This window comes from Micromonospora sp. NPDC047465, assembly GCF_040643125.1.
Classification (GTDB): Bacteria; Actinomycetota; Actinomycetes; order Mycobacteriales; family Micromonosporaceae; genus Micromonospora.
Genome location: NZ_JBEYTP010000022.1, coordinates 52,830 through 76,043, shown reverse-complemented (window position 1 = coordinate 76,043; position 23,214 = coordinate 52,830). Strand labels below are relative to the sequence as shown.

Genomic DNA, 23,214 nt, shown 5'->3' with positions numbered 1-23,214 from the left:
ACGTCATCCCACATCCAATGCGAGCAGGTCCTCTTCGGTTTCCCGCCGGACGATCAGACGTGCCTGACCGGCCCGCACCGCGACCACGGGGGGCCGGGGCACGTGGTTGTAGTTGCTGGCCATGCTCCGGCAGTAGGCGCCGGTGCCGGGCACCGCGACAAGATCTCCGGGCTGCACGTCGGCGGGCAGGAATTCATCCTTCACCACGACGTCCCCGGACTCACAATGCTTTCCCACCACGCGGGCGAGCATCGGCTCGGCGGCCGACGCCCGGGAGGCCAGCGTCGCGGAGTAGGACGCGTCGTAGAGCGCGGTGCGGATGTTGTCGCTCATCCCCCCGTCCACGCTCACGTACGTCCGGATCCCGTCCACGTCCTTGACCGTGCCGACCTCGTAGAGGGTGAACACGGCCGGCCCGACGATCGCCCGGCCCGGCTCGATCGACAGGTGCGGCACCGCCAGCCGCTCGGCGGCGCACTCGGACTCGACGATCCGGCGCATCCGCTTCGCCAGGTCCTGCGGCGCGGCCGGGTCGTCCTGGGTCGTGTACGCGATGCCGAAGCCGCCGCCGAGGTCCAGCTCGGGCAGCTCCACCCCGCGCGCGTCGCGGATCTGCGCCTGGAGGCCGAGCACCCGGCGGGCGGAGACCTCGAAGCCGCTGGCGTCGAAGATCTGCGAGCCGATGTGCGAGTGCAGTCCACGCAGCTCCAGCACGCCCTCGTCGAGCACGCGGAAGGCCGCCTCGGCCGCCGCCCCGCCCGCGAGGGAGAAGCCGAACTTCTGGTCCTCGTGGGCGGTGGCGATGAACTCGTGGGTGTGCGCCTCGACGCCGACGGTGACGCGGATCATCACCTTCGGCCGGACGCCCCGCTCCCGGGCCAGCGCGGTGAGCCGGTCGATCTCGTGGAACGAGTCGAGGATGATCCGCCCGACCCCGGCGTCCAGCGCCCGGGCCAGCTCGCCGACCGACTTGTTGTTGCCGTGGAAGCCGATCCGCTCGGGCGGCATCCCGGCCGACAGCGCGGTGGCCAGCTCGCCACCGGTGCACACGTCGAGGTGCAGGCCCTCCTCGGCGATCATCCGGACCACGGCACGGCAGAGGAACGCCTTGCCCGCGTAGTAGACGTCGACGCCGTCGAAGGCGGTGCGGAAGTCGCGGCAGCGCGAGCGCAGGTCGTCCTCGTCGAGCACGTACACCGCCGTGCCGAACTCGGCCGCGAGGTCGCCGACGCCGAGCCCGGCCACGGTGAGCACCCCGTCGCCGCCGCGCGTCACGTTGCGCGGCCAGAGCTGTGGCACCAGCGCGTTGACGTCGACCGGCGTACGCAGCCACGCCGGTCCCCGGCTGCCGATGTCCCCGTGCAGGGCGCCGGCCTCGTGTGCGCGCATGTCACATCCTCTCGGGGGCGGAGACGCCCAGCAGGCGCAGCCCGTTGGCGATCACGGTGCGGGTGGCGTCGTTCAGCCAGAGCCGGGCGCGGTGCAGGTCGGTGGCCTCCTCGTCGCCGCGCGGCAGGATCCGGCACTCGTCGTAGAACCGGTGGTAGGCCCCGGCCAGCTCCTCCAGGTAGCGCGCCACCCGGTGCGGCCCCCGCAGCTCGGCCGCCGTGGCGACCACGGCGGGGAACTCGGCGAGCGCCTTGAGCAGCTCGTTCTCCTTCTCGTGCCCGAGCAGCTCGGGACGGAAGGCCTCGGCGTCGCCCCGGGTCAGCCCCACCTCGGCGGCGTTGCGGCCCACGCTGGCCGTCCGGGCCGCCACGTACTGGACGTAGTAGACCGGGTTGTCGCGGGTGGCCCGGGTCCACAGCTCGACGTCGATGTCGATCGGGGAGTCGCTGGAGTAGCGGGCCAGCGCGTAGCGGGCAGCGTCGACGCCGATCGCGTCGACCAGGTCCTCCAGGGTCACCACGGTGCCGGCCCGCTTGCTCATCCGGACCGGGGCGCCGTCGCGGACCAGGTTGACCATCTGGCCGATCAGGATCTCCAGGTTGCGCTCCGGGTCGTCGCCGAAGCACGCGGCCATCGCCTTCATCCGGCCGATGTAGCCGTGGTGGTCGGCACCCAGCATGATCACGACCCGCTCGAAGCCGCGCTCGCGCTTGTCGAGGTAGTAGGCGCAGTCGGCGGCGAAGTACGTCCACTCGCCGTTGGACTTGCGCAGCACCCGGTCCTTGTCGTCGCCGAAGTCGGTGGTGCGCAGCCAGGTCGCGCCGTCGCTCTCGAACACCCGGCCCTGCGCGCGCAGCCGCTCGAGGGCGAGGTCCAGCTCGCCCCGGTCGTGCAGGTCCTTCTCGTTGAAGTAGGTGTCGAACTCCACCCCGAAGCCGCGCAGCGAGGTCTTGATCTCCTCGAACATCAGCGCGACGCCCTCGACCCGGAAGACCTCCTGGGCGGCGGCGTCGTCCAGCTCCAGCACGTCCGGACGGATGCCCCGGACCGCGTCGGCGATCTCGGTGATGTACGCCCCGGCGTAGCCGTCCTCGGGGGCCGGCTCGCCCATCGCGGCGGCGAGCAGGGAACGGGCGAACCGGTCGATCTGGGAGCCGGCGTCGTTGAAATAGTATTCCGTGCCGACGTCGGCGCCGGTGGCGCGCAGCAGCCGGCTGAGCGCGTCGCCGACGGCCGCCCAGCGGACGCCGCCGATGTGCACCGGGCCGGTCGGGTTCGCCGAGACGAACTCCAGGTTGATCCGCTGGCCGGCGAGCCGCTCGCTGCGGCCGTACTCCTCGCCGGCCTCGACGATCGTCCGGGCGAGCTGGCCGGCGGCGGCCGCGTCGAGCCGGATGTTGAGGAAGCCCGGGCCGGCGATCTCCACCGACTTGACCCCCGGGGCCCGCCCGAGCTGCTCGGCGAGGGCGGTGGCCAGCTCGCGCGGCGGGACGCCCACCTTCTTGCTGAGCTGGAGCGCCAGCGTCGAGGCGTAGTCGCCGTGCTCGGGGTTGCGAGGTCGCTCCACCGCCGTGGAGTCCGGCAGGGCGGAGCGGTCCAGGCCCCGCTCGGTGAAGACGGCGTGGGCTGCGGAGAGGACGACCTCGGCGAGTTCTGCGGGAGTCACCGATCCATGTTATCGGGGGTAGACTCGGCACCCGCGGCGGCGACCCAGAGTGTGAAACCGGCCCGCCGGATCCCCTGACCGACCGACCTGACGAGGCACGATGAGCATCAGCACACCGGGTGGCGGCCCCGAGCGCCGTCCGACCACCGTCAGCACCGGCAAGAAGCCGGCGGCGGGCCGGCCGGCCGCGGGCGCCGGCAAGGCCGGGTCCGGCAGCGCCAAGGCCGACTCCGGCAACAAGGCCGGGTCCGGCAAGCCGACGGGTCCCCGTCCGGGCGCCGGGGGCAAGGGCCGCAAGCCGATCGCCCCGGTGAAGGTGAGCCAGGGCCGCTCCTGGGGCCCGATCGCGCTCTTCGTCGCCGTGGGCGTGCTCGCCGTGTCGATCATCGGCTACGGCGCCTGGGCGTCGTTCCAGGGCGCCAAGCCCTGGGAGGACCGGGCGGCCGACATCCAGGGCATCGTCAACTTCCGCGAGAAGGACAAGGACCTCGTCACGGGCGGCAACCACCAGACCGGCCCGATCACCTACTCGATCCTGCCGCCGGTGGCCGGCCCGCACAACGCGGCCTGGCAGAACTGCATGGGTGACGTCTACGACGCCCCGATCGCCAACGAGCACGCGGTGCACAGCCTGGAGCACGGCACGGTGTGGATCACCTATCGCCCCGACCTGCCCGCCGACCAGGTGGCGAAGCTGACCGAGAAGGTGCAGGGCAAGGAGAAGATGATGCTCAGCCCGTTCGAGGGGCTGGACAAGCCGATCTCCCTGCAGGCCTGGGGCTACCAGCTCAAGGTCGACAACGCCGACGACAGCCGGATCGACGACTTCATCAAGGCGCTGAAGGTCAATGCCTCGGTCGAGGGCCCGACCGCGCTGTGCAGCCAGGGCATCACCGCCACCGGCACGGCACCGCGTGACGGCAACCAGATGGGCTGAGGAGAACGATGAGCACCCCGACCATGATCGATACCGCCGAGCCGGCCGTTCCGGAGGAGCGGCGGCCGTCGGCGCGCCGCTGGGGCACCGCCGCGCTGGCTCTCGCCGTCGTGGTCGGGCTGCTCCTCGGGTACGCCGGCGGCCTGCTGACGCCCGGTCTCACCCGGCCGGGCGAGACCTCGGCGGAGGCGGGCTTCGCCCGGGACATGACGACCCACCACGCGCAGGCGGTGGAGATGGGCCTGATCGCCTTCGACAGGGGCACGGACCCGGAGGTCCGCAGCATCGGCGGCGACATCGCCACCGCCCAGCAGGGCGAGCTCGGCATCATGCAGGCGTGGCTGCGCTCGTGGGGGCTCGACCCGGCGGGCAGCGAGCCGCCGATGTCCTGGATGTCCGACGGCGCCGGCCTGGTCAAGAACGGGCTGATGCCGGGTATGGCCACCCCCGAGGAGATGGCGAAGCTGCGCGCGGCCGACGGCCGGGAACTGGACGTCCTGTTCCTGCAGATGATGATCAAGCACCACCTGGGCGGCATCCACATGATCGACGGCGTGCTCGACGCCAGTGACGAGCCCGACGTCGTCCGGACGGCCCAGACCATGAAGAACACCCAGCGCAAGGACCTGACCAACCTGCAGAACGCGCTGAAGCGCCTGGGCGGCTGACCGCCCCCGCCGCACCGCTCATCCGTCGAGAGGTCCGCGTCGCGCCGGTTCACCCGGCCGACCCGGACCTCTCGCCGTTCCCGCAGAGCCAGCGCCCGGTTTGGCAGTATACGTGAACTAGCGACCAGTCTGACCGATTACCTCACTAAGGGAGTTTTCTCCACACATATCGTGACCAGTTGCGATTCGGGCTCGTTGCGCAGGACGTGGGGGTTGCACTGAGAGACGCACGGCGTTCGGTCACCAGTTGGTGCCGACGCCACACCATCGGCGGTGACGGGGCGGTGGCAGCCGTCCGTCGCGGACAGCGGCAGGGCGAGCCGGGAACGCTCAGCCGCGAACAGGAACTCGAACTGATCGACGCCCTGCGGGGCGTCTACCCCGACCAGCTGGGCCTGGACGAGGAACTGTGGACGCGGCAGAGCCTGCACACGCTCATCCAGCGCCGCTTCGAGCTGCCGATGGACGCCGGGGCGGTCGGGGCGTACCTGCGGGCCTGGGGGTTGGGCCCGCGGGAGCCCCGGGAGCGGGCCTGCGGGCTCTGCGTGGGCGCGGTGGAGCGCTGGGTACGCAGCGAGTACCCGGCCATCACCCGGGCCGCGCAGGAGCACCTCGCCGAGGTCTACTGGATCGGCCGGGTACGCCTGCGCGGCACCATGCCGGCGGCGGACGTCATCTCCGCCGTCTCGTCCCGCGGCCGGGTGCGCTTCATGATCACCACGCCGTCGGTCGACCCGCCGCTCCCCCGCGACTTCGTGCTGCGACTCAGCGGCGAGGAGCAGCGGACGGTGCACCTGATCGTCGACGGCTCCTGGCCCCGCAACGAGTGGCCCCGCCGGCTGCCCCGCCGCATCGTGCTGCACCCGCTGCCCAGCTGCGGCCGCGCCGTCGCCGCCTGAGCGGGCGCGCCAGCGAGACCGTGCCGACCAGCCTGACCGGGCCGGTCAGCCCGACCGGAGCCGCCGGCCCGACCGGAGCCGCCGGCCCGACCGGAGCCGCCGGCCCGACCGGAGCCGCCGGCCCGACCGGAGTCGGCCGGCCCGACCGGGCCGCCCGGGCCGACCAGCCTGAGCGGGCCGACCAGGCGTTCCGGGCCCGGCCGCAGCCCGGCCCGGCGACACGGACTCGATCATCCGATACCGATTCGGCGTTCCGGGGAGGCGTTTGCTAGTCTTCTCAAGTCGCTGAGCCCCCGTAGCTCAGGGGATAGAGCACCGCCCTCCGGAGGCGGGGGCGCAGGTTCGAATCCTGCCGGGGGCACCATCGATGAGCACCACGAAAAGGCCGTTGACCAGGGCAACCCGGTCAGCGGCCTTAGTAGTGTGTCCGGCCGTCGGCGACCGGCGGCGGCCCTGAGCCGAACTGGTGCCGAGGTCGTGCTGACCCTGGCCTCGCACGGACGCTCGTGCCTGCAAGCGCGGACGACCTCGTCATGGTGCTGGATGCCGACGACCGGTTGACAGAGGGCGGAGCCACACAAGGCTTTCCGGGAGACCCGCCGGCCGGCCCGCTCCGGACCGGCCGCACCGCTGCCTCAGATTCCCGCATCATTCGACAAGCTGATCCTCGATGAAACGCATCCGCTTCACGATCTTGCCTTCTTTGCTCTTGTCATAGACGTCGTAGTTCTTTTTCGGGTCGGTATCCGACCAGGAGACAGATGCAACCAGATCGTTCTTGTGATGTTCCAGCCGATCTGTGTTCAGGTAGCCCTCATCAGGCTGCCAGCCCCTCGGCAGATCCTCGCTCTCCCTGTAGAAGGACACGTCGAACACCCTGTTCCGACCTTCTGTCGCCTCGACCTCTCCTTCGATCGGGTGGTCCTTGCTGTAGCCCTCGACCAGTTCCTTCAGCTCCATGAGATCTTCCGGTGGGTTCAGGATCATGTAGTGCCTCTTGACGGTCACCTCCTCGCCCTGCCTGCCGAAGACCTGCGCGGTGTTCTCGATTTCGACAATCTCCGTCCGCCCGCCGGATCCGTCGCTCTTCGTGCATCCGATCAGGCTCAACGGAATGACGAGCGCACCGACGATCAGAGCCAGGACCTTCGAACCAGCCTTAATCACTAAACCCTCTCAAGTTGCATCCGTTCCCGTTGCACCGATGGGCCGCAGCACGGCTGGCGAGGTCAACGGGGTCCACAGAGCGCCGGGCGTCTACGCGGCAAACGCCTCGGGCCGCCTCGATCGTCCGCACGGCGGCTCATCGGAAGGCGACCGCGAGCATGACGCGACGGCGGAGGCGGCTGCGGCGCGGGGTCGCCGCGAACGCGAGGCGCGGGGCAGCGCGACCATGAGCGAGAGACTACCTATCGGATCATCGTCGCCATAGGGCAGCGCGCCCGCCGTGTGGGAAGCCCCTGTGCCGAGCATGTGCCGGCGTCGACCGTCATCGCCCGCCTCGGCTCGCGGAGCCGGTCGTCGAAGGTGCCGATCCCGGTGCCGGCCACGTTGGCCTTGGCGGTCGCTCTGCTGAACGGCGGGATGCGCCCGGATGGGCACGTCCCTCCCGAGGCGGGGGCACAGGTTCGAATCCTGCCCGAACACGCACGGGGCGGACGCGGACGCGTCCGCCCCGTTGTCCGCCTCCGTCAGGTCCGTGGCGCGGTGGACCGGGCCCAGCGCAGCAGCGCGGTGAACGCCAGCACGGCGGTCACCGCACCGCCCAACAGGCGCACCCGGTGCCCGGCGACGAACTCCGCGGCGACCTGGCGCAGGTACTCCGGGGAGTGCGTGCCGACCGGGTCGACGAACATGATCTCGTTGCGCGGCCAGAAGAAGAACACGGAGAACAGGAACTCGCAGGCGACGAACACCGCTGCCGCGCCGACGATCCACCAGCGCAGCCGGCGGTCACGCCAGGTGAGCACCGTCGCGGCGAGGGACGCGAGGACGACGGTGGCGCCGAGCGGCGGGAAGTAGTCACTCGGGCCGCCCGCCACCAGGAACTCGCGCGCCCGGTCCAGCGACGCCGGCGGGTCGCCGAAGATGTTCGGGTAGAGCATCACGGTCTCGGCGGCGACGCCGCCGAACGACATCATCGCCGTCCACACGAGAGCGACGAGCACCGCCCAGGTCAGCCTGTTGCGGGTCATGAGTCCTCCTGCCGATCCGTCGCGCCGTTCCGACGCCGTACGCCTGGTCGTCGTCGACGCTAGGCCGGCCGCCGTCGCCGGTCTGCCGTCCAGGAGCGCGAACCCGGGTCGCTTCCGGGCGTGCGCCGACGCCGCCCGGTCGCCCACCCGCGCGGTCGAGGTCGCTTCCCGACGTAGCCGACAGCCGCCGACGGACGCGCCTGGGCGACAGCGCCGGCGCCCTGTCTGGTCCTACGCTCGTGGCGTGCCGGTATCCCGCCCCACCCGCACCGACGCCCTGCTCGGCCTGGCCACCTTCTGCCTGGTCGCGGCGGCCGTGGCGGCCGGCGACACCCCGAGTGCCCCGGCGGCGTACGGATTCGCGGTCGGCTTCGGGGCCCTGCTGCTGGTCGCCCGGGCCTGGCCCGTGCCGGCGCTGCTGGCGACCGCGCTCGGCATCACGGCGTACTACACGCTGGACCTGCCGCCGATCGGCCTGGCCGCGCCGGCCGCCGCCGTCCTGTACGCGGCGGCGGAGCGGGGCCGCGCGCTGTGGGCGGCGGTGGTCGGCGGGGCGCTGCTGGCGGCGTCGGTGGCGTCGCGGCTCGCCGAGGGCGACGACGCCGGCATCGTCCTGGGCTTCGGCCTCGGGTCCGAGGCGGCGCTGATGCTGGCCGTCGTCGCGCTGGGCGACGCCGTCCGTCACCGGCGCTCGCTGCGGGCCGAGCTGGCCCGGCAGGTGGTCGTGGCCGCCGAGGAGCGGCGGCGGGAGGCCGCCCGGCAGGTCGAGGCCGAGCGGCTGCGCATCGCCAGGGAGGTGCACGACACCCTCGGGCACACGATGTCCGTGGTCACACTCCAGTCCGCGGTGGCGCAGGAGGCGCTCGCCGACCGGGCACCGGAGCGGGTGGACGTGGCGCTGGCGGCGATCCGGTCGGCGGGCGGCAGCGCGATGGCCGAGCTGCGCGCGACGCTGGGCACCCTGCGCGGCGACGCCGGCGTCCGCCAACCACCGCCGGGGGTCGACCAGCTCGTCGCCCTGGCGGAGGGCGTCCGCCGCAGCGGGCTCGCCGTCGAGCTGCGCGTCGACGGCGACGTCGGCGCGCTGCCGGCGGTCGTGGGCACCACCGCCTACCGGGTCGTGCAGGAGGCGTTGACCAACGCGCTGCGGCACGCGCGGGCCACGAGGGTCGACGTCACCGTCCGGGCGACCGGCTCCCACCTGACGCTGGAGGTCGTCGACGACGGCCGGGGCGCCGCCGCACCACCCGGGGACGGCGGCGGGAGCCAGGCACCGGGCGGCGGGAGCCCGGTGCGGAGCGGCGGCAGCCAAGGGCTGTGCGACGGGGGCCAGGCACCGGGCGGCTTGAGCCAGCAGGGCGGCGGGAGCCAGGGGCTGCGCGGGATGTCCGAGCGGGTCGCCCTGCTCGGCGGGACCGTCCACACCGGCACCGCCGGGACGGGCGGCTTCCGGGTGTCCGTCCGACTGCCGCTGTCCGGGCCCCGGCCGTGACGGCCCTGCGCGTCGTCCTCGTCGACGACCAGCACCTCATCCGTGCCGGGCTCCGCGCGCTGCTCGAACGCGACCCGGGCATCGCCGTCGTCGCCGAGGCCGCCGACGGCGCCGCCGGCCTGGCCGCCGTCCGGGCCCACCGGCCGGACGTCGTCCTCATGGACGTCCGCATGCCGGGCACCGACGGCATCGAGGCCACCCGGCGCATCCTGACCGACCCCGGCCTCGCCGACGTACAGGTGGTCATGCTGACCACCTTCGACGACGACGAGTACCTCTTCGACGCCATCCGCGCCGGGGCGGCCGGGTTCCTGCTCAAGGACACCGCGCCCGACGCCCTGCGCGCCGCCGTACGCACCGTGGCCGGCGGGGACGCGCTGCTGTCGCCCGCCGTCACCCGCCGGGTGCTCGCCGCCGCCGCCCGCTCGCCCGTGCCCGACGGCACCCGGCTCGCCGGGCTCACCGAGCGGGAACGCGACGTCCTCGCCCAGGTCGGCGCCGGACGGTCCAACGCGGAGATCGGCGGCGCCCTGCACCTCAGCCCGGACACCGCCCGCACCTACGTCAGTCGCCTGCTCGCCAAGCTGCACGCCCGCGACCGGTCCCAGCTCGTCGTGATCGCCTACGAGAGCGGGCTCGTCCGACCCGGCGAGCGGTAGCGCCACGCCGACGACACCTCCGGCCGGCCGCCGGGCTCCGGCCGACGACGAACCTCCAGCCGGCCGCCGGACTCCAGTCGGCCGTCGGTCGCCGGCCGACGACGGACCTTCGGCCGGCCGCCGGTCAGCGGCGGTGCCGCGCGTACGTCAGCCGGCGGCGCGGCGGGCGCGGGCCCGGCGCTTGCCCTCGTGCATGGCCTGCACCCGCGCGATCGGGATGGTGTGCCCCTCCGCGACCAGGTCCGCCGGGAGCTGCTGCGGCGCGGGCATCCGCTCGGCCCACGGGTCGCGGTCGGCGACCAGCTCCGGGACGGTGCGGATCGTGAAGTCCGCCGGGGCGACGTCGCCCAGGTCGGCCCAGTCCACCGGGAAGGACACCGGCACCCCCGGCCGCAACCGTGGGCTGTAGGCGGCCACCACGGTCGCCCCGCCGGCCCGCGTCGAGTCCACGAAGACCTTGCCGCCCCGGTCCTCCCGGATGAAGGCGGTGGTGGCCAGCGCCGGGTCCAGCCGTTCGGCGCGGGCGGCGACGGCCCGGGTGGCGGCGGCCATGTCCTCCACGGCGGCGCCCGCCGCGACCGGCACGAAGACGTGCACGCCCTTGGCACCGCTGGTCTTGACCGCGCCGGTGAGCCCGGCGTCGGCGAGCGCCTGCCGGACCAGCAGGGCGGCGGCCACCGCCAGCCCGAACGAGTCCCCCTCGGGCGGGTCGAGGTCGAGCACCAGATGGGTGGGGCGGTGCAGGTCGTCCACCGTGGCCAGGGTGGGGTGGTACTCCACGGCGCGCTGGTTGGCGAACCAGAGCAGGGTGCGCCGGTCGTCGCAGAGCGCGTACGAGACCTCGCGGTGGGACGCCTCGGCCCAGACGGAGGTGCGGCGCACCCAGTCCGGGGTGTACTTCGGCAGGTTCTTCTGCATGAACGCCGGCTGTCCGGGCCGGACCCGGATCACCGACAGCGGCCGGCCGCGCAGCGGCGGCAGGATCCGCTCGTGGACGGCGTCGAGGTAGTCGACCAGGTCCCGCTTGGTCGCGTCGTCGCCGTCGGACAGCGGTTGGTCGAGGTTGGTCAGCGACACGCCGTCCCGGGTCTCGTCAGCGCGACTCATCCGACCACCTTCCCGGCCCGACGGCCGGCGGTCAACCGGACGCGGCGGTGTGCTCCCCGACGAACGGGTCGCCGCCGCTCCCGTGGTGCGCGGTCTTGCACTTCCTGCCCCCACAGAAGGGGACAGGTCACGCATCCCACGGGCCGCAGGTGCGCGGTCGTCGACGCGAGGAAGAGGCCGCGGTCTGGCTCCTTCGGCGCGTCTGGCTCCTTCGGCGCGGGCTGGCGCTTCCGCCCCGGTCCGGCCGGCTTCTCGTCGCGCACGCCGTAGCCGGTCACGCGGCCGACCGGCGGGCCGGGGCCGGCTCGGCGGCCGGGCGGCTGGCCGGAGCGGGCCTGCGGCGGAGGGCGACCACGGCGACCAGGAGCGCGACCGCGACGAGGGCGGCGGCCACGGTGAACGCGGTCCGGTAGCCGGCGGCGAGCGCGTCGGCCCCGGACCAGCCGACGTCCCGCAGGCCGTCCGCGCGGCTGGCGGCCAGCGTGGCGAGCACGGCCAGCCCGAGCGCGCCGCCGACCTGCTGGGTGGTGTTCACCAACCCGGAGGCCAGCCCGGCGTCGGCCGGGTCGGCGCCGGCCATCGCCAGGGTGGTGACCGCCGGCAGGGTGAGCCCACCGGCGACGCCGAAGAGGAGCATCGACGGGAGCACGTCGGGCAGGTAGCCGCCGTCGACCGGGAGCCGGGCCAGCAGCAGGAACGCGGCCACCGCCAGCGCGAGCCCGGTGACCAGCAGCGCCCGCGCGCCGTACCGGGCGATCAGCCGGCCCGCGAGGCCGAGCGAGACCACCGCGATCGTCACCGGCGTGGGCAGGAAGGCCAGCCCGGTGGCCGTCGGGTCGAGATCCAGGACGAGCTGGAGTTCCAGCGCGAGCAGGAACTGGAAGCCGAAGAACGCGGCGACCATGAGGAACTGCACGACGTTGGCGGCGACCATGTCGGGGGTGCGCAGCACCCGCGGTGGCAGCAGCGGGGTCGCGGTCGACCGCTGCCGCAGCGCGAACGCCGCGAGCAGGGCCACCGCGAGCGCGGCGGCGCCGAGCGTCCGGGCCGAGGCCCAGCCGTGCTCGCCGGTGCCGACGATCGCCAGCACGGCGAGCATCAGGCCGCCAGTGACCAGCGCCGCGCCGAGCAGGTCCAGGCCGGCACGCAGGCCCACGCCGGGGTCGGCGTCGAGCAGGCGTACGGCGGCCAGCAGGATCAGCAGCCCGATCGGCAGGTTGACCGCGAAGATGGCGGGCCAGCCGGCCAGGTCGGTGAGCACATCTTCTGTGACCATGAGGCGGAGCGTAAGGAGGCACTTTCATGTCCCAGGGGAACACCGATGTGCCCGTGGACGGGGTCCAGGCGTGCGCGGCCGGCGACGCGCCGTTCACCCCCGGCCAGGCCAGGGCGTGCACCGTCCGCGAGGTGCTCGACCGGGTGGGTGGCAAGTGGAGCATCGGCATCCTGGTCGCCGCCTCCCAGGGGCCGGTGCGCTTCACCGAGCTGGAGCGCACGGTGGAGGGGATCAGCCGCCGGATGCTCACCCTGACCCTGCGCAACCTGGAACGCGACGGCCTGCTGCGCCGGACGGTCTATCCGACCGTGCCGCCGAAGGTGGAGTACACCGCCACCCCCATCGCGCTGGAGCTCTACGACTCGCTGGTCGCCCTGACCAGCTGGGCCGAACGGCACCGCACCGCGATCGCCGACGCGCGCGACGCGTACGACCGGGCGCACGGCGAGGCGGGCTAGGCGACGACCCTGGCCCGGGTCCGGCGCCCGCTGAACCTCGGCCGGACCGGCGCCGGAGGGCGTCGGCCCGCGGCACACCCCGACGGCCTGTGGGGAACGCCACGCCTTGGATCTGACCGATCGGTCAGCCTCTGACCGATCGGTCAGGCATGCTGGTTCGGGGAGGTGGACCGGCATGGCACGGGCAGTACCGGAGACACACGACGACATCCTGGCGGCGGCGGCGCGACGCTTCGCGGTGACCGGCTACCGGGGCACCTCGTTGCAGGACATCGCCCGGGAGGTGGGCTGCTCCAAGGCGGCGGTGCTCTACCACTTCGCCAACAAGGAGGCCATCCTCACCGAGCTGATGGCCCGGCCCATGAAGGTCCTCCAGGCGCTCGGCGAGCGGATTGCCGCGCACCGGGGGGCGGACGCCCAGCGGGTCGCCGCCGAGGGCTTCGTCGACCTCGCGGTCCGGTTCCGGCGCGAGATCGCCCTGATCCGGGGCGAGTTCCCGGAGCTGCTCCAGCAGCCCGCCTTCGCGCACGTCCAGCGGATCTCCGAGCAGCTGATCGACGCGTTCGCCGGGCACCCGGAGCGCCCCTCCGCCCGGATCACCGCGCTGGTGTTGCTCGCCGGCATCGCGGAGACGTGCGGCGAGTTCGTCGACGTACCCGACGAGGAGCTGCGCGCCGCCCTGCTGGCACTCGTACGACGGGCGCTGGAGCCCGTCGACTGACTCGTTCCCAACCACCACGACCGAGGACAAGGAACTCATGGCGACCCTGCTCTACCGGCTCGGCCGGGGCTCGATGCGCCGGCGGCGACTCGTCGCGGCGATCTGGCTCGTCGTACTCGTCGGACTCGGCCTCGCCGCCGCGACCCTGCGCGGCCCGATGGCGGACAACTTCACCATGCCCGGCACGGAGTCACAGCGCGCCCTGGACCTGCTCGCCGAGCAGTTCCCGGCGGCCAGCGGCGCGACCGGCACCATCGCGGTCAAGGCACCGGCCGACGGCGCGCTCGGTAGCCCGCAGGGGCAGGCCGTGGTGAAGGAACTCGCCCAGGAGGCCGCGACGCTGCCCGGGGTGGTCGGCGCCGTCGACCCGTTCCAGGTGGGGGCGGTCTCCCCCGACGGTCGGTACGCGCTGGTACAGGTCCAGTTCGCCACCGGAGCCGACGAGGTGACCGACGCCCAGCGCGACGCGTACGAGCAGGTCGGCGCGCGGGCCGAGGCCCAGGGCTGGGAGGTCGCGCCCGGCGGCGAGGTGCTCAGCGCCGTGCCGGAGGTCGGCTCGACCGAGGCGATCGGTGTCGCGATCGCCGCGATCGTCCTGGTGGTCACGTTCGGGTCGCTGGTGGCGGCCGGGATGACCATGCTGAACGCCCTGATCGGCGTGGGCGTCGGCATGGCCGGCCTCTTCACGCTGAGCAGCGTGGTCGACCTGACCAGCACCGCGCCGATCCTCGCCCTGATGCTCGGCCTCGCGGTCGGCATCGACTACTCGCTGTTCATCACCTCCCGCTACCGGCAGAACCTGATCGAGGGTCTGCCGCCGGACGAGGCGGTGGGCCGTGCGGTGGGCACCGCCGGCTCGGCCGTGCTCTTCGCCGGGGCCACCGTGGTCATCGCGCTGGCCGGCCTGGCCGTGGTCAACATCCCGTTCCTGACCGTGATGGGTCTGGCCGCCGCCGCCACGGTCACCGTCGCGGTGCTGGTCGCGATCACGCTCCAGCCCGCCCTGCTCGGCTTCGCCGGCCGCCGGGTGCTCCCCCGCAGGCTGCGCTCGTCCGTGCCGGCCGGGGACGGGGCGGTCGACGGCGCCGCGCCGCCGGCGGCTGAGGACCGGTCCGGGCTCGGGTTCCGCTGGGCGCGCGCCGTCACCCGGTTCCGGATCCCCGTCATCCTGGTCGGGCTGCTCGGGCTGGGCCTGCTCGCGCTGCCCACGCCGGACATGCGGCTGGCGCTGCCCGACGCGGGCACCGCGCCGGTCGGCTCGCCCGCCCGGGCGTCCAACGACCTGATCACCGAGGGCTTCGGGCCGGGCTTCACCGGCCGCCTCGCGGTGGTGGTCGCCGGGGACACCCCGCAGGCCACCTCGGCCGCGGTCCCGCAGGTCACCGCGCTGATCCAGCGCACCGAGAACGTCCTCGCGGTAGCCCCGCCGCAGCTCAGCCCGGACGGCCGCACCGCGCTGCTCGGCGTGGTGCCGAAGACGGGGCCGACCGACGAGGCCACGGAGACCCTGGTCAACGACGTCCGGGCCGCGGTCGGCGAGTTCCGCGACGTGGACGTGCTGCTGACCGGCGCGACCGCCATCGGCATCGACGTCTCCGAGAAGCTCTCCGACGCCCTGCCGGTCTACCTGCTGCTGGTGGTCGGGCTCTCGGTGCTGCTGCTGATGCTGGTCTTCCGCTCGCTGCTGGTGCCGGTCAAGGCCGCGCTGGGCTTTCTGCTCACCGTCGCCGCGACGTTCGGCATCACCGTGGCGGTGTTCCAGCAGGGCCACCTCGCCGACCTGGTCGGCCTGGACACGCCCGGCCCGCTGGTCAGCTTCCTGCCGATCCTGCTGATCGGCATCCTGTTCGGGCTGGCGATGGACTACGAGGTCTTCCTGGTCTCCCGGATGCGGGAGGACTTCGTGCACGGTGACACCGCGCAGCAGGCGACCATCAACGGGATGGGGCACGGGGCCCGGGTGGTCACCGCCGCCGCCCTGATCATGATCTCGGTGTTCGGCGGCTTCGTGTTCCTCGACGACCCGGTGATCAAGTCGATGGGCTTCGCGCTCGCGATCGGCGTCGCCATCGACGCGTTCGTGGTGCGGATGACGATCGTCCCGGCGGTGATGTCGCTGCTCGGCCGGGCAGCCTGGTGGCTGCCGCGCTGGCTGGACAGGGCCCTGCCGAACGTCGACATCGAGGGCGAGGGCCTGCGCGCCCACCTCGACGAGAAGACCCCGGTGACCCCCCGCGCCTGACCCGCCCGACGCCTACCCGGCCGGTCAGACGCCGGCCGGGTAGGTCTCCATCTCGCCAGGCGTGGTCAGGGCGGGCAGCGGGTGCAGGGCGGTGGTCTCGTCGCACCAGACGAAGGCGTCGTACCGCTCCCCCAGCCGGGTCGGCACGTAGTTGCCCCAGGACTCGAACGACGGGTCGTAGACCACCCCGATCGCCCGGTGGTCGGCGGTGTCGGTGACCCAGCCCGGCTGGTCGGCGCCGCCGAATACGAGCACCGCCCGTTCCGGCATCAGCTCGTGCAGCCGGCCCTCGACCGAGCCCGGGCGGGCCGGCGGCACCACCATCGCCTCGGCCGGCGAGCCCCAGCGCGGCGCGGCGATCACCGTGCCCTGGTAGCCGCCGAAGCCGACCAGGACCACGTCGTCGGCCCCGTGCCGCTCACGGGCCAACTGACCGATGTTGATCAACCCGTCGGCGGCCATGTCGGTGGCCCGGGCGTCCCCGATGTGTGTGTTGTGCGCCCAGACGATCCCCCGCGAGCCCGGGCCGTAGCGGTTCAGCAGCCGGTCCAGCGTGTCCGCCATGTGGGTGTCCCGGATGTTCCACGACTCCGGGCCGCCCCGGACCATGGCCCGGTAGTAGCGCTCCGCGCCGGCCACCACCTCCGCGTTCTGCCAGGCCGAGAAGCTGTCCGGGCCGTCCGCGGCGGCCTGTTCGCGGGTACGCGCCAGCAGCCGGACGACCTCCTCCTCGCAGCGCGCCGAGACGAATCGGCTGGCCGCGCCGTACTCCTCGACCCGCTTGCCGTACGGCTCGAAGCAGCGGTACGCGTCCTGCGCCGCCTCCAGCGACGCCGGGTCCTCCTCGCCGAGGTAGTCGAAGATCGCCTGCATCGACTCCCACAGGCTGTAGACGTCCAGGCCGTGGAAGCCGGCCCGGGCGTCCTCGGGCCGCTCGACGTTCCACGCCCGCAGCCAACTGCAGAACCGGGAGACCTCGGCGTTCGCCCACATCCAGGTCGGCCACCGCTCGAAGCGTTCCAGCGCCATGCGCGGCTCGGTGGCCCCGCCCGGGGCGCCCGTCACGGATCGGTGCACCCGGTCGCAGTCGGGCCAGTCCCCCTCCACGGCGACGAAGGAGAAGCCGCACTCGGCGATCAGCCGGCGGGTGAGCTGTTCGCGCAGCCGGTAGTAGTCGTAGCTGCCGTGCGTCGCCTCCCCGATCATCACGATCCGGGCGTCCCGGACGCGCTCCAGCAACGGGTCGAAGTCGCTCGGCGCGCCGAGCCGCTGAACCAGCATGGCGGGCGGCTACCCGGCGTGTCGCCGGGCAAACCGCCGGCCGTCGCGCGGGACGGCCACCCCGCCGGGGTCCCGCGCGGCGTGGGCCGCGCGGGACCGGACCGACCGGGCACGGAGCGGGACCCCGGGGCGCGAGGGCCGGACCCGAGCGGGGCGTGGGGGCCGGGACCCGCGAGGCACGGGCGGTGTGCCGGCGGGCTGAGCGGGTAGCCCGTCGGCATGACCGTCACCGGCGTGCAGTTGCAGGAGTACCTGGCCGGACTCGACTACCCGGTCTCCCGGGAGGACCTGGTCCGCTGGGGCCAGGAAAACGGGGTCAGCACGGAGACGCTCCAGATGCTCCGGTCCCTGCCGAGGGAGGAGTTCGACTCCCCCGCCGAGCTGAGCGAGGCCCTGAACACGCTGGCCTGACCGCGGCACGACCTGCACGCCACACTCCAGCGGCTGGCCGGCTCACCTGGCGTGCAGCAGCCGGAACAGCACCAGCCACTGCTCCGGCCAGACGTGCCCGACCGGGGTGGCCGGGTCGAGCCGCGTCGCCCGCAGCGCCGCCGACAGCCGCGTGCGCGGGTGGTGCCGGCCCAGCGAGGCCGCGAGCGAGCCGCCGACCCCGTCGAAGCCGATCTCCACCATCCGCCGGTACGCGGGCAGCGCCGCCGCGGCCAGCAGCGGCTCCGGCCGCCGCTCGACGCGCAGGATGCCGGCGTCCACCCCGGGCACCGGGCGGAACGCGGTGCGGGGCACCCGCCCGGCGAGCCGCCAGCCGAACTCCGGCCAGGTCAGGACGGTGAGCCGGGTCCACCGGCCGTAGTCGCCGCTGCGCCGTCGGGCGTACTCGAGCTGGGTGAGCAGGGTCGCCGCGCGCAGCCCGGGCGCGGCCAGGCACCACCGCACCACGGCCGAGGTGAGTGACCAGGGAATGTTGCCGACCACGTCGAACTCCTCCCGCGGGGGCGTCGCGGTCAGGAAGTCGGCCTGGCGGTGGGTGACGTTCGGCAGGCCGGCGCAGATCCTGGCCAGCTCGGCGCCGGCGGCGGGGTCCACCTCGTACGCCATCAGGTGCCGGCAGCGGGCGGCGAGCGGCCGGGTGAGCTGGCCCCGGCCGGCGCCCACCTCCAGCAGGAGCCGGTCGGGCCGGGGTCGGGCGGCGTTCACCAGCCGGGCGATCGCGGCCGGGTCGACGAGGAAGTTCTGGGAGAGTACGCGCCGGGAGCGGTCGCGTTCGGTTGCTCGGGTACGGCGGGGCGCCACGGGTCGTCGTCCTGTCTGTCGCCGTGCGGCGACGGAGCGGACAGGCAGCCTGAAGAGGGGCCTGTCCGAGGGAAGAGTGGACTCGGACGGCCCTGGGCGTGGCGCGGGGACTGCGGGTCGGCGGCGCACGGCGGCACCCACCGCTCGGCCGGAGACGGGGTCGGCGCGGCACGGCACCGCCCGGCCGGAGACGGGGGTGGCGCGCGGCACGTCACCCGGGCGGGTGACCGGGGTGGCGCCGACGGCGGCACTCACCCCGGGGTGTCACCCGGGGCGGCGGTGGGACGGCGCCGACGGCCCGGCCAGGACCGGGCGGAGGGCGCCGTGCGTGCGGTGCGGGATCAGTCGCGGGTCGCGTCGGCCAGGGCCGGACGCCGGACTCGCAGGCGGGCCAGCAGTGGCCCGAAGGCGGCCGGCGTGCCGACCCCCTCGATCAGAGCGTGCGCGGACATGCCCGCGACCCTAACTCCGTCGCCGCCGCCCGGCGACCGCTTTTCCGCCTCAGCCGGCAGGTCGACGGTGCGGCCCTCAACCCGGGAGGTCGACGGTGCGGCCCTCGGCGCGGGCGGTCTCGGCGGCGGCGAGCACGGCGACGACCTCGCGGCCGAAGCGCACGTCGCAGCGGTGGTCCCGGGTGCCCGACCCGATCTCCTCCAGCAACTGGTCGATCGCCACCCCCAACGCGGTGGCCGAGTCGCCCTCGCCGGCCGGGACGGTCTCGATGCCGTTCTCGCCGTAGAAGACGAACTCCCGGCTCACCGCCTCGGGCGGGGCGTCCAGGGTCAGCGAGATCGTGCTCGTCGCTCCCCCGTCGTGGGTGAGCAGCAGGTGGACGAGCCCGCGCGGCCCGTCCATCGCGGCGACCCGGGTGACCCGGCCGAGCACCGGCAGGATGACCGACAGCGCGTGCGGGCCGATGTCCCAGAGCGCGCCGTGCTGCCGCCGCCAGGGCGAGGCGCCGTACGGGCTGCTCGGCTGGAAGATCGAGCCGAACCGGACCGCCTTCGCGGTGTGCCACCCGCCGACGGCGGCGGTCGAGGCCAGGAAGGCGGCGATGTCCGGCTGGTAGCGGCCGGTGAAGAAGACCACCGAGGCGACGCCGGCCGCCTGCGCGGCGTCGACCACCCGGTCGGCGTCGGCGACGCTCAACGCGAGCGGCTTGTCCAGCAGCAGGTGCCGACCGGCGGCGGCCGCGCGGACCGCGATGTCAGCCTGGATGTCCGGCGGGAGGGCCACCGCGACCGCGTCGCAGGCGTCGAGCAGCGCGTCGACGTCGGTGAACGCCGGCGCCCCGTAGCGGTCGGCCAGGCCGGCGGCCTTGCGCGGGTCGCGGCCCCACACCCCGGCGATCGTGGCCCCCGGGTGCGCGTGCAGCGCCGCGCCGTGCGTCTCCGCCGCCCAGTGACCGGTGCCGAACAACCCGAACCGCACCACGAGAACCCCCACCGTCGTCGTCGCGCCACGGCAGCACCCCGCGGCCCCGGTCCACGCTAGTCGCCCGCCCCGGCGCCCGCCGGCGTGACCGGGCCTATTCCGGGTGTCCGGGGCGGCGGGTGGCGGGGTGTACTACGCGGGTTAGTAGGCTGTGCCGGTGACCGAACCGAGCCCCGGGTGGCCCCGATGACCAGCGCAGCCTCGGCCGGTTCGCCGGTGGACGGGCTCCTCGCGACCGCCTCGATCGTGCTCTCGCTCCTCGTCGCCGCCTGGGCCCTGGTGGCGACGCTGCGCCATCGCGCGCCGGACCGGGTGCAGTTCGCCGGTCTGGCGCTGCTGGAGGCGGCGCTGCTCGTGCTCGCGGTGGTGGCGGGGGTCGCCCTCGGCGGCGGCGAGCGCCCCGGGGAGCCGGGGGCCTTCTTCGGCTACCTGGCGACGCTGGTCTGCCTGCCGCCGCTGGCCTGGGTGCTGGCCCGGATGGAGCCGACCCGCTGGGGCTCGGCCATCGTCTGCGCGGTCTGCCTGGTCACGCCGGTGGTCGTCGTGCGGCTGCAACAGACGTGGGAGGTGCTGGGTGGCTGAGGTGCGGGCCCCGGAACGGACGCGGACCAACGCCGGCCCGGGTCGGCTGCTGATCGCGGTCTACCTGCTCTTCGCGATCGCCGCCACCAGCCGCGCCGGCCTCCAGATCGCCACGAGGTTCGACGAGGCCCCGGTGGCGTACCTGCTCTCGGCGCTCGCCGCGGCCATCTACATCGTCGCGGCGGTGGGGCTGGCGCGCGCGGGTGCCGCCGGCCGGCGCGTCGCCCTGGCGTGCTGCACGGTGGAACTGGCCGGGGTGCTCGGCGTCGGCATCCTCAGCGTGGCCGACCCGGAGCTGTTCCCGGACGAGACGGTCTGGTCGCGGTTCGGCAGCGGGTACGGCTACATCCCGCTGGTCCTGCCGGTGCTCGGCCTGCTCTGGCTCTGGCGCACCCGCACCGCCCGCACCTGACCCACCCCGCCTCGCCGGACGGGGTGGGACGTGGGGGCGCGGTCAGTCCTTGGGGCCGCCGGCGACGTAGATGACCTGGCCGGAGACGAAGGACGCTCCCTCGCTGACCAGGAACGAGATGGTGTGCGCGACGTCCTCCGGCCGGCCGGGGCGGCGGACCGGGATCTCCGCCGCGGCGTGCTTCTGGAGGTCGTCGAAGTCGACCTTCATCCGGGCGGCGGTGGCGGCGGTCATGTCGGTGACGATGAAGCCGGGCGCGACCGCGTTGACGGTCACCCCGAACGGGCCCAGCTCGATGGCGAGCGTCTTGGTGAAGCCCTGGAGGCCGGCCTTCGCGGCGGAGTAGTTCGCCTGGCCCCGGTTGCCCAGCGCGGAGGTGCTGGAGAGGTTGACGATCCGGCCCCACTTCTGCTCGACCATGTGCTTCTGGGCCGCCTGGCTGAACAGGAACGCGCCGCGCAGGTGCACGCCCATGACCGTGTCCCAGTCGGTGTCGCTCATCTTGAACAGCAGGTTGTCGCGCAGCACGCCGGCGTTGTTCACCAGCACGGTCGGCGCGCCCAGCCCGGCGGCGACCCGCTCCACGGCCGCCTCGACCTGGGCCCGGTCGGACACGTCGGCGCCGACGCCGAGCGCCCGGCCACCGGCGGCGGCGATCGCGTCCACCGTGTCCTTGGTCGCCGACTCGTCGATGTCGACCACCGCGACCGCGAGGCCGTCGGCGGCCAGCCGGCGGGCGGTGGCCGCCCCGATCCCCCGCGCCGCCCCCGTGACGATGGCGACGCGCTGCTCCTCCGACATGCCTACCTCCCGGTAACTTCCGCTCGATCGGAGGAGCTTAACCCAGGCGTACGGCGTGCCGGCCGGGCGCGGGACGCCGGTCCTGCCGACACCCCGCCGCGGCCTGCCGGGGTTACGAGCACGGTTCGGCTACCGTCGCCGCCGTGAACGCAGTGGAGATCGAAGCACCCGTCGTCGGTGTCACCGTCTACCCGGACCGGGCCCGGGTCACCCGCCGGGGCAGCACCCGGCTGGCCGCCGGCGAACACCGCGTACGTGTCGCACCGTTGCCGCTGGGCCTGCGGCGGGACTCGGTACGGGTCGGCGGCCGGGGTGCGGTCACCGTGCTCGGCGTGGACGTGACGACGTGGCGGCAGGCACGCAGCACCGACGGACAGGTCCGCGAGCTGGAGCAGCGGAGCCGCGAGCTGGCCGACGAGCTGGCCGAGGTCGACGACGCGGACGAGATCGAGGCGCAGCGGGGGCAGTTCATCGGCCGGCTGGCCGAGCGGGCCGGCGGCACGTACGCCCGCGCGTTGGCCTCCGGTGACGCCGCCCCGACCGACGTCGCCAGCTTCGCCGACTCGGTGGCCGGCCAGCTCGCCGACTCCCGCAGCCGCCGGCGCGGGTTGGCCCGGCGACGTGCCGACCTGACCGAGGAGCTGGCGGCCGTCGAGCGGCAGTTGGCGGCGGCGAACGGCAAGCGGGAACCGGACCGGCTGGCCGCCGAGGTGACCGTGGCGGTGGACGCCGACGACGCCGAGCTGGACCTGGAGCTGACCTACCTGGTCGACGGGGCCCGCTGGCAGCCCTCCTACGACCTGCGGCTGGTCGACGACACCATGACCGTCACCTGGTTCGGCCTGGTCAGCCAGGACACCGGCGAGGACTGGCCGGAGTGCGAACTCCAGCTCTCGACCGCCCGCCCGGCAGCGGCGACCGGCGTACCCGAACTGTCGCCCTGGTATCTCGACCGGGTCCGGCAGGTACCGCGGATGCCCATGTCGGCGGCGAGCTTCGGCGCGCTGCCGCCACCGCCGGCGCCCGGCGCGGCACCGGCCGCCGCGGGTGGTACGGCCCGGTCCGCCCCGCCGCGCCCCACGGTGCGGGAGAGCGTGGCCACGGTCGAGCAGGGGGTCACCGCCGCCACGTACCGGCCGGCCCGCCCGGTCGCGGTGCCGGCGGACGGCAGCGCGCACCGGGCCACCATCGCCGTGCTGGAGCTGCCGGCCCGGCTGGACCACGTGACCGCGCCGGTCCGCGCGGCCGAGGCGCACCTGCGTGCGACGGTCCGCAACACCTCGGCACACACGCTGCTCCCCGGCCCGGCGGCGGTCTTCCACGGCGCCGACTTCGTCGCGGCCACCCAACTGTCGACGTGGTCGCCCGGCGAGGAGACCGAACTGGCGCTCGGGGTGGACGACCGGGTACGGGTGGAGCGGAAGCTGGGCCGGCGCGCCGACACCCGGGCCACGCTCGGCTCGACCCGGCGACGGGAGGTGGAGTACCGGATCAGCGTCGCCAACCACACGCCCCAGACGGCGACGGTGGAGGTACGCGACCAGCTTCCGGTGTCCCGCGACGAGGCGGTGGTCGTCCGGGAAGCCACGGTCGTCCCGCCGCCGGCCGAGCGTACCGAGCTGGGCGAGCTGACCTGGCGGCTGCGGCTCGGGCCGGGCGAGAGCGGCGAGATCACCATGGGCTTCCGGGTCGAACTCGCCAAGGGGGTCGAACTGGCCGGCTGGCGGGAGTGACCGGTCGTCCG

The 23,214-nt window shown here is 74.1% G+C and carries 22 protein-coding genes and 1 tRNA gene; 13 read left to right on the top strand and 10 right to left on the bottom strand.

Going from position 1 to position 23,214, the window contains the following annotated elements; genetic code table 11:
• Positions 1-3 precede the first annotated feature (3 nt).
• Together lysA and argS are read right to left on the bottom strand one after the other, a co-directional pair.
• Positions 4-1,389: a diaminopimelate decarboxylase gene (gene lysA, locus ABZ793_RS20535; RefSeq protein ID WP_357459505.1), complete on the bottom strand. Its 1,386-nt coding sequence runs from the start codon at positions 1,387-1,389 to the stop codon at positions 4-6.
• A 1-nt stretch (position 1,390) separates the two neighbouring features.
• Positions 1,391-3,055 (bottom strand): arginine--tRNA ligase, encoded by a 1,665-nt coding sequence (gene argS / locus ABZ793_RS20530; protein ID WP_357459503.1) that lies wholly within the window; start codon positions 3,053-3,055, stop codon positions 1,391-1,393.
• Positions 3,056-3,155: 100 nt separating this feature from the next.
• On the opposite strand from argS, the gene ABZ793_RS20525 reads away from it, so the two are divergent.
• The 4 genes from ABZ793_RS20525 (at position 3,156) to ABZ793_RS20510 (ending at position 5,923) form a co-directional block, all read left to right on the top strand.
• Positions 3,156-3,992 carry a DUF3105 domain-containing protein gene (locus tag ABZ793_RS20525; protein WP_357459500.1) on the top strand — a complete coding sequence of 279 codons (837 nt, stop codon included), beginning with the start codon at positions 3,156-3,158 and terminating at the stop codon, positions 3,990-3,992.
• A gap of 8 nt (positions 3,993-4,000) precedes the next feature.
• Positions 4,001-4,660 (top strand): DUF305 domain-containing protein, encoded by a 660-nt coding sequence (locus ABZ793_RS20520; protein WP_357459497.1) that lies wholly within the window; start codon positions 4,001-4,003, stop codon positions 4,658-4,660.
• Positions 4,661-4,866: 206 nt separating this feature from the next.
• Entirely contained in the window at positions 4,867-5,559 is a 693-nt protein-coding gene (locus ABZ793_RS20515; RefSeq protein ID WP_357459598.1) for a winged helix-turn-helix domain-containing protein, read from the top strand.
• A 289-nt stretch (positions 5,560-5,848) separates the two neighbouring features.
• Positions 5,849-5,923: transfer RNA gene (locus ABZ793_RS20510), tRNA-Arg, on the top strand.
• A gap of 284 nt (positions 5,924-6,207) precedes the next feature.
• Here the strand turns inward: ABZ793_RS20510 and ABZ793_RS20505 are convergent.
• Both ABZ793_RS20505 and ABZ793_RS20500 read right to left on the bottom strand, forming a co-directional pair.
• Positions 6,208-6,726, bottom strand: coding sequence for a hypothetical protein (locus ABZ793_RS20505; protein ID WP_357459494.1), 519 nt, complete (start codon positions 6,724-6,726; stop codon positions 6,208-6,210).
• 524 nt (positions 6,727-7,250) lie between these two features.
• Positions 7,251-7,754, bottom strand: a complete 504-nt coding sequence (locus ABZ793_RS20500; RefSeq protein WP_350703642.1) for a DUF1772 domain-containing protein — start codon at positions 7,752-7,754, stop codon at positions 7,251-7,253.
• A gap of 244 nt (positions 7,755-7,998) precedes the next feature.
• On the opposite strand from ABZ793_RS20500, the gene ABZ793_RS20495 reads away from it, so the two are divergent.
• Both ABZ793_RS20495 and ABZ793_RS20490 read left to right on the top strand, forming a co-directional pair.
• Positions 7,999-9,246: a sensor histidine kinase gene (locus tag ABZ793_RS20495; protein ID WP_357459491.1), complete on the top strand. Its 1,248-nt coding sequence runs from the start codon at positions 7,999-8,001 to the stop codon at positions 9,244-9,246.
• The gene (locus tag ABZ793_RS20490) at positions 9,243-9,905 is read left to right on the top strand and encodes a response regulator transcription factor (RefSeq protein WP_357459488.1); all 663 of its coding nucleotides are present in this window, start codon (positions 9,243-9,245) and stop codon (positions 9,903-9,905) included. Before ABZ793_RS20495 ends, ABZ793_RS20490 begins: the two co-directional genes overlap by 4 nt.
• 147 nt (positions 9,906-10,052) lie before the next feature.
• Here the strand turns inward: ABZ793_RS20490 and ABZ793_RS20485 are convergent, their stop codons facing one another.
• Together ABZ793_RS20485 and ABZ793_RS20480 are read right to left on the bottom strand one after the other, a co-directional pair.
• Entirely contained in the window at positions 10,053-11,012 is a 960-nt protein-coding gene (locus tag ABZ793_RS20485; protein WP_357459486.1) for an ATP-dependent DNA ligase, read from the bottom strand.
• 274 nt (positions 11,013-11,286) lie between these two features.
• Positions 11,287-12,288 (bottom strand): MFS transporter, encoded by a 1,002-nt coding sequence (locus ABZ793_RS20480; RefSeq protein ID WP_357459483.1) that lies wholly within the window; start codon positions 12,286-12,288, stop codon positions 11,287-11,289.
• Positions 12,289-12,314: 26 nt separating this feature from the next.
• Between ABZ793_RS20480 and ABZ793_RS20475 the strand changes: the two genes are divergently transcribed.
• From ABZ793_RS20475 to ABZ793_RS20465, 3 genes are all read left to right on the top strand, one after another.
• Positions 12,315-12,746 carry a helix-turn-helix domain-containing protein gene (locus ABZ793_RS20475; protein WP_357459480.1) on the top strand — a complete coding sequence of 144 codons (432 nt, stop codon included), beginning with the start codon at positions 12,315-12,317 and terminating at the stop codon, positions 12,744-12,746.
• A gap of 175 nt (positions 12,747-12,921) precedes the next feature.
• Positions 12,922-13,467: a helix-turn-helix domain-containing protein gene (locus tag ABZ793_RS20470; RefSeq protein WP_357459477.1), complete on the top strand. Its 546-nt coding sequence runs from the start codon at positions 12,922-12,924 to the stop codon at positions 13,465-13,467.
• 37 nt (positions 13,468-13,504) lie between these two features.
• Complete coding sequence (locus tag ABZ793_RS20465) at positions 13,505-15,709, top strand: MMPL family transporter (protein WP_357459475.1); 2,205 nt, start codon at positions 13,505-13,507, stop codon at positions 15,707-15,709.
• 24 nt (positions 15,710-15,733) lie between these two features.
• On the opposite strand, the gene ABZ793_RS20460 is transcribed toward ABZ793_RS20465, so the two are convergent.
• On the bottom strand, positions 15,734-16,990 hold the full coding sequence (locus tag ABZ793_RS20460) for an erythromycin esterase family protein (protein ID WP_357459473.1): 1,257 nt from the start codon (positions 16,988-16,990) through the stop codon (positions 15,734-15,736).
• 219 nt (positions 16,991-17,209) lie between these two features.
• On the opposite strand from ABZ793_RS20460, the gene ABZ793_RS20455 reads away from it, so the two are divergent.
• Positions 17,210-17,401 (top strand): DUF2795 domain-containing protein, encoded by a 192-nt coding sequence (locus ABZ793_RS20455; RefSeq protein WP_357459470.1) that lies wholly within the window; start codon positions 17,210-17,212, stop codon positions 17,399-17,401.
• Positions 17,402-17,443: 42 nt separating this feature from the next.
• On the opposite strand, the gene erm is transcribed toward ABZ793_RS20455, so the two are convergent.
• Positions 17,444-18,241 (bottom strand): ErmE/ErmH/ErmO/ErmR family 23S rRNA (adenine(2058)-N(6))-methyltransferase, encoded by a 798-nt coding sequence (gene erm, locus ABZ793_RS20450; protein ID WP_357459467.1) that lies wholly within the window; start codon positions 18,239-18,241, stop codon positions 17,444-17,446.
• A gap of 528 nt (positions 18,242-18,769) precedes the next feature.
• Positions 18,770-19,675 (bottom strand): Gfo/Idh/MocA family oxidoreductase, encoded by a 906-nt coding sequence (locus tag ABZ793_RS20445; protein WP_357459596.1) that lies wholly within the window; start codon positions 19,673-19,675, stop codon positions 18,770-18,772.
• A gap of 186 nt (positions 19,676-19,861) precedes the next feature.
• Between ABZ793_RS20445 and ABZ793_RS20440 the strand changes: the two genes are divergently transcribed.
• Together ABZ793_RS20440 and ABZ793_RS20435 are read left to right on the top strand one after the other, a co-directional pair.
• Entirely contained in the window at positions 19,862-20,257 is a 396-nt protein-coding gene (locus tag ABZ793_RS20440) for a hypothetical protein (protein WP_350703661.1), read from the top strand.
• Positions 20,250-20,669 carry a hypothetical protein gene (locus tag ABZ793_RS20435; RefSeq protein ID WP_357459465.1) on the top strand — a complete coding sequence of 140 codons (420 nt, stop codon included), beginning with the start codon at positions 20,250-20,252 and terminating at the stop codon, positions 20,667-20,669. The genes ABZ793_RS20440 and ABZ793_RS20435 overlap by 8 nt, the downstream gene beginning before the upstream one ends.
• Positions 20,670-20,711: 42 nt before the next feature.
• Here the strand turns inward: ABZ793_RS20435 and fabG are convergent, their stop codons facing one another.
• A complete protein-coding gene (gene fabG, locus ABZ793_RS20430) occupies positions 20,712-21,470 on the bottom strand; it encodes a 3-oxoacyl-ACP reductase FabG (protein ID WP_357459463.1) in 759 nt (252 codons plus the stop codon).
• Positions 21,471-21,613: 143 nt separating this feature from the next.
• Between fabG and ABZ793_RS20425 the strand changes: the two genes are divergently transcribed.
• The gene (locus ABZ793_RS20425; protein ID WP_357459460.1) at positions 21,614-23,203 is read left to right on the top strand and encodes a DUF4139 domain-containing protein; all 1,590 of its coding nucleotides are present in this window, start codon (positions 21,614-21,616) and stop codon (positions 23,201-23,203) included.
• The last annotated feature ends 11 nt before the right edge of the window (positions 23,204-23,214 follow it).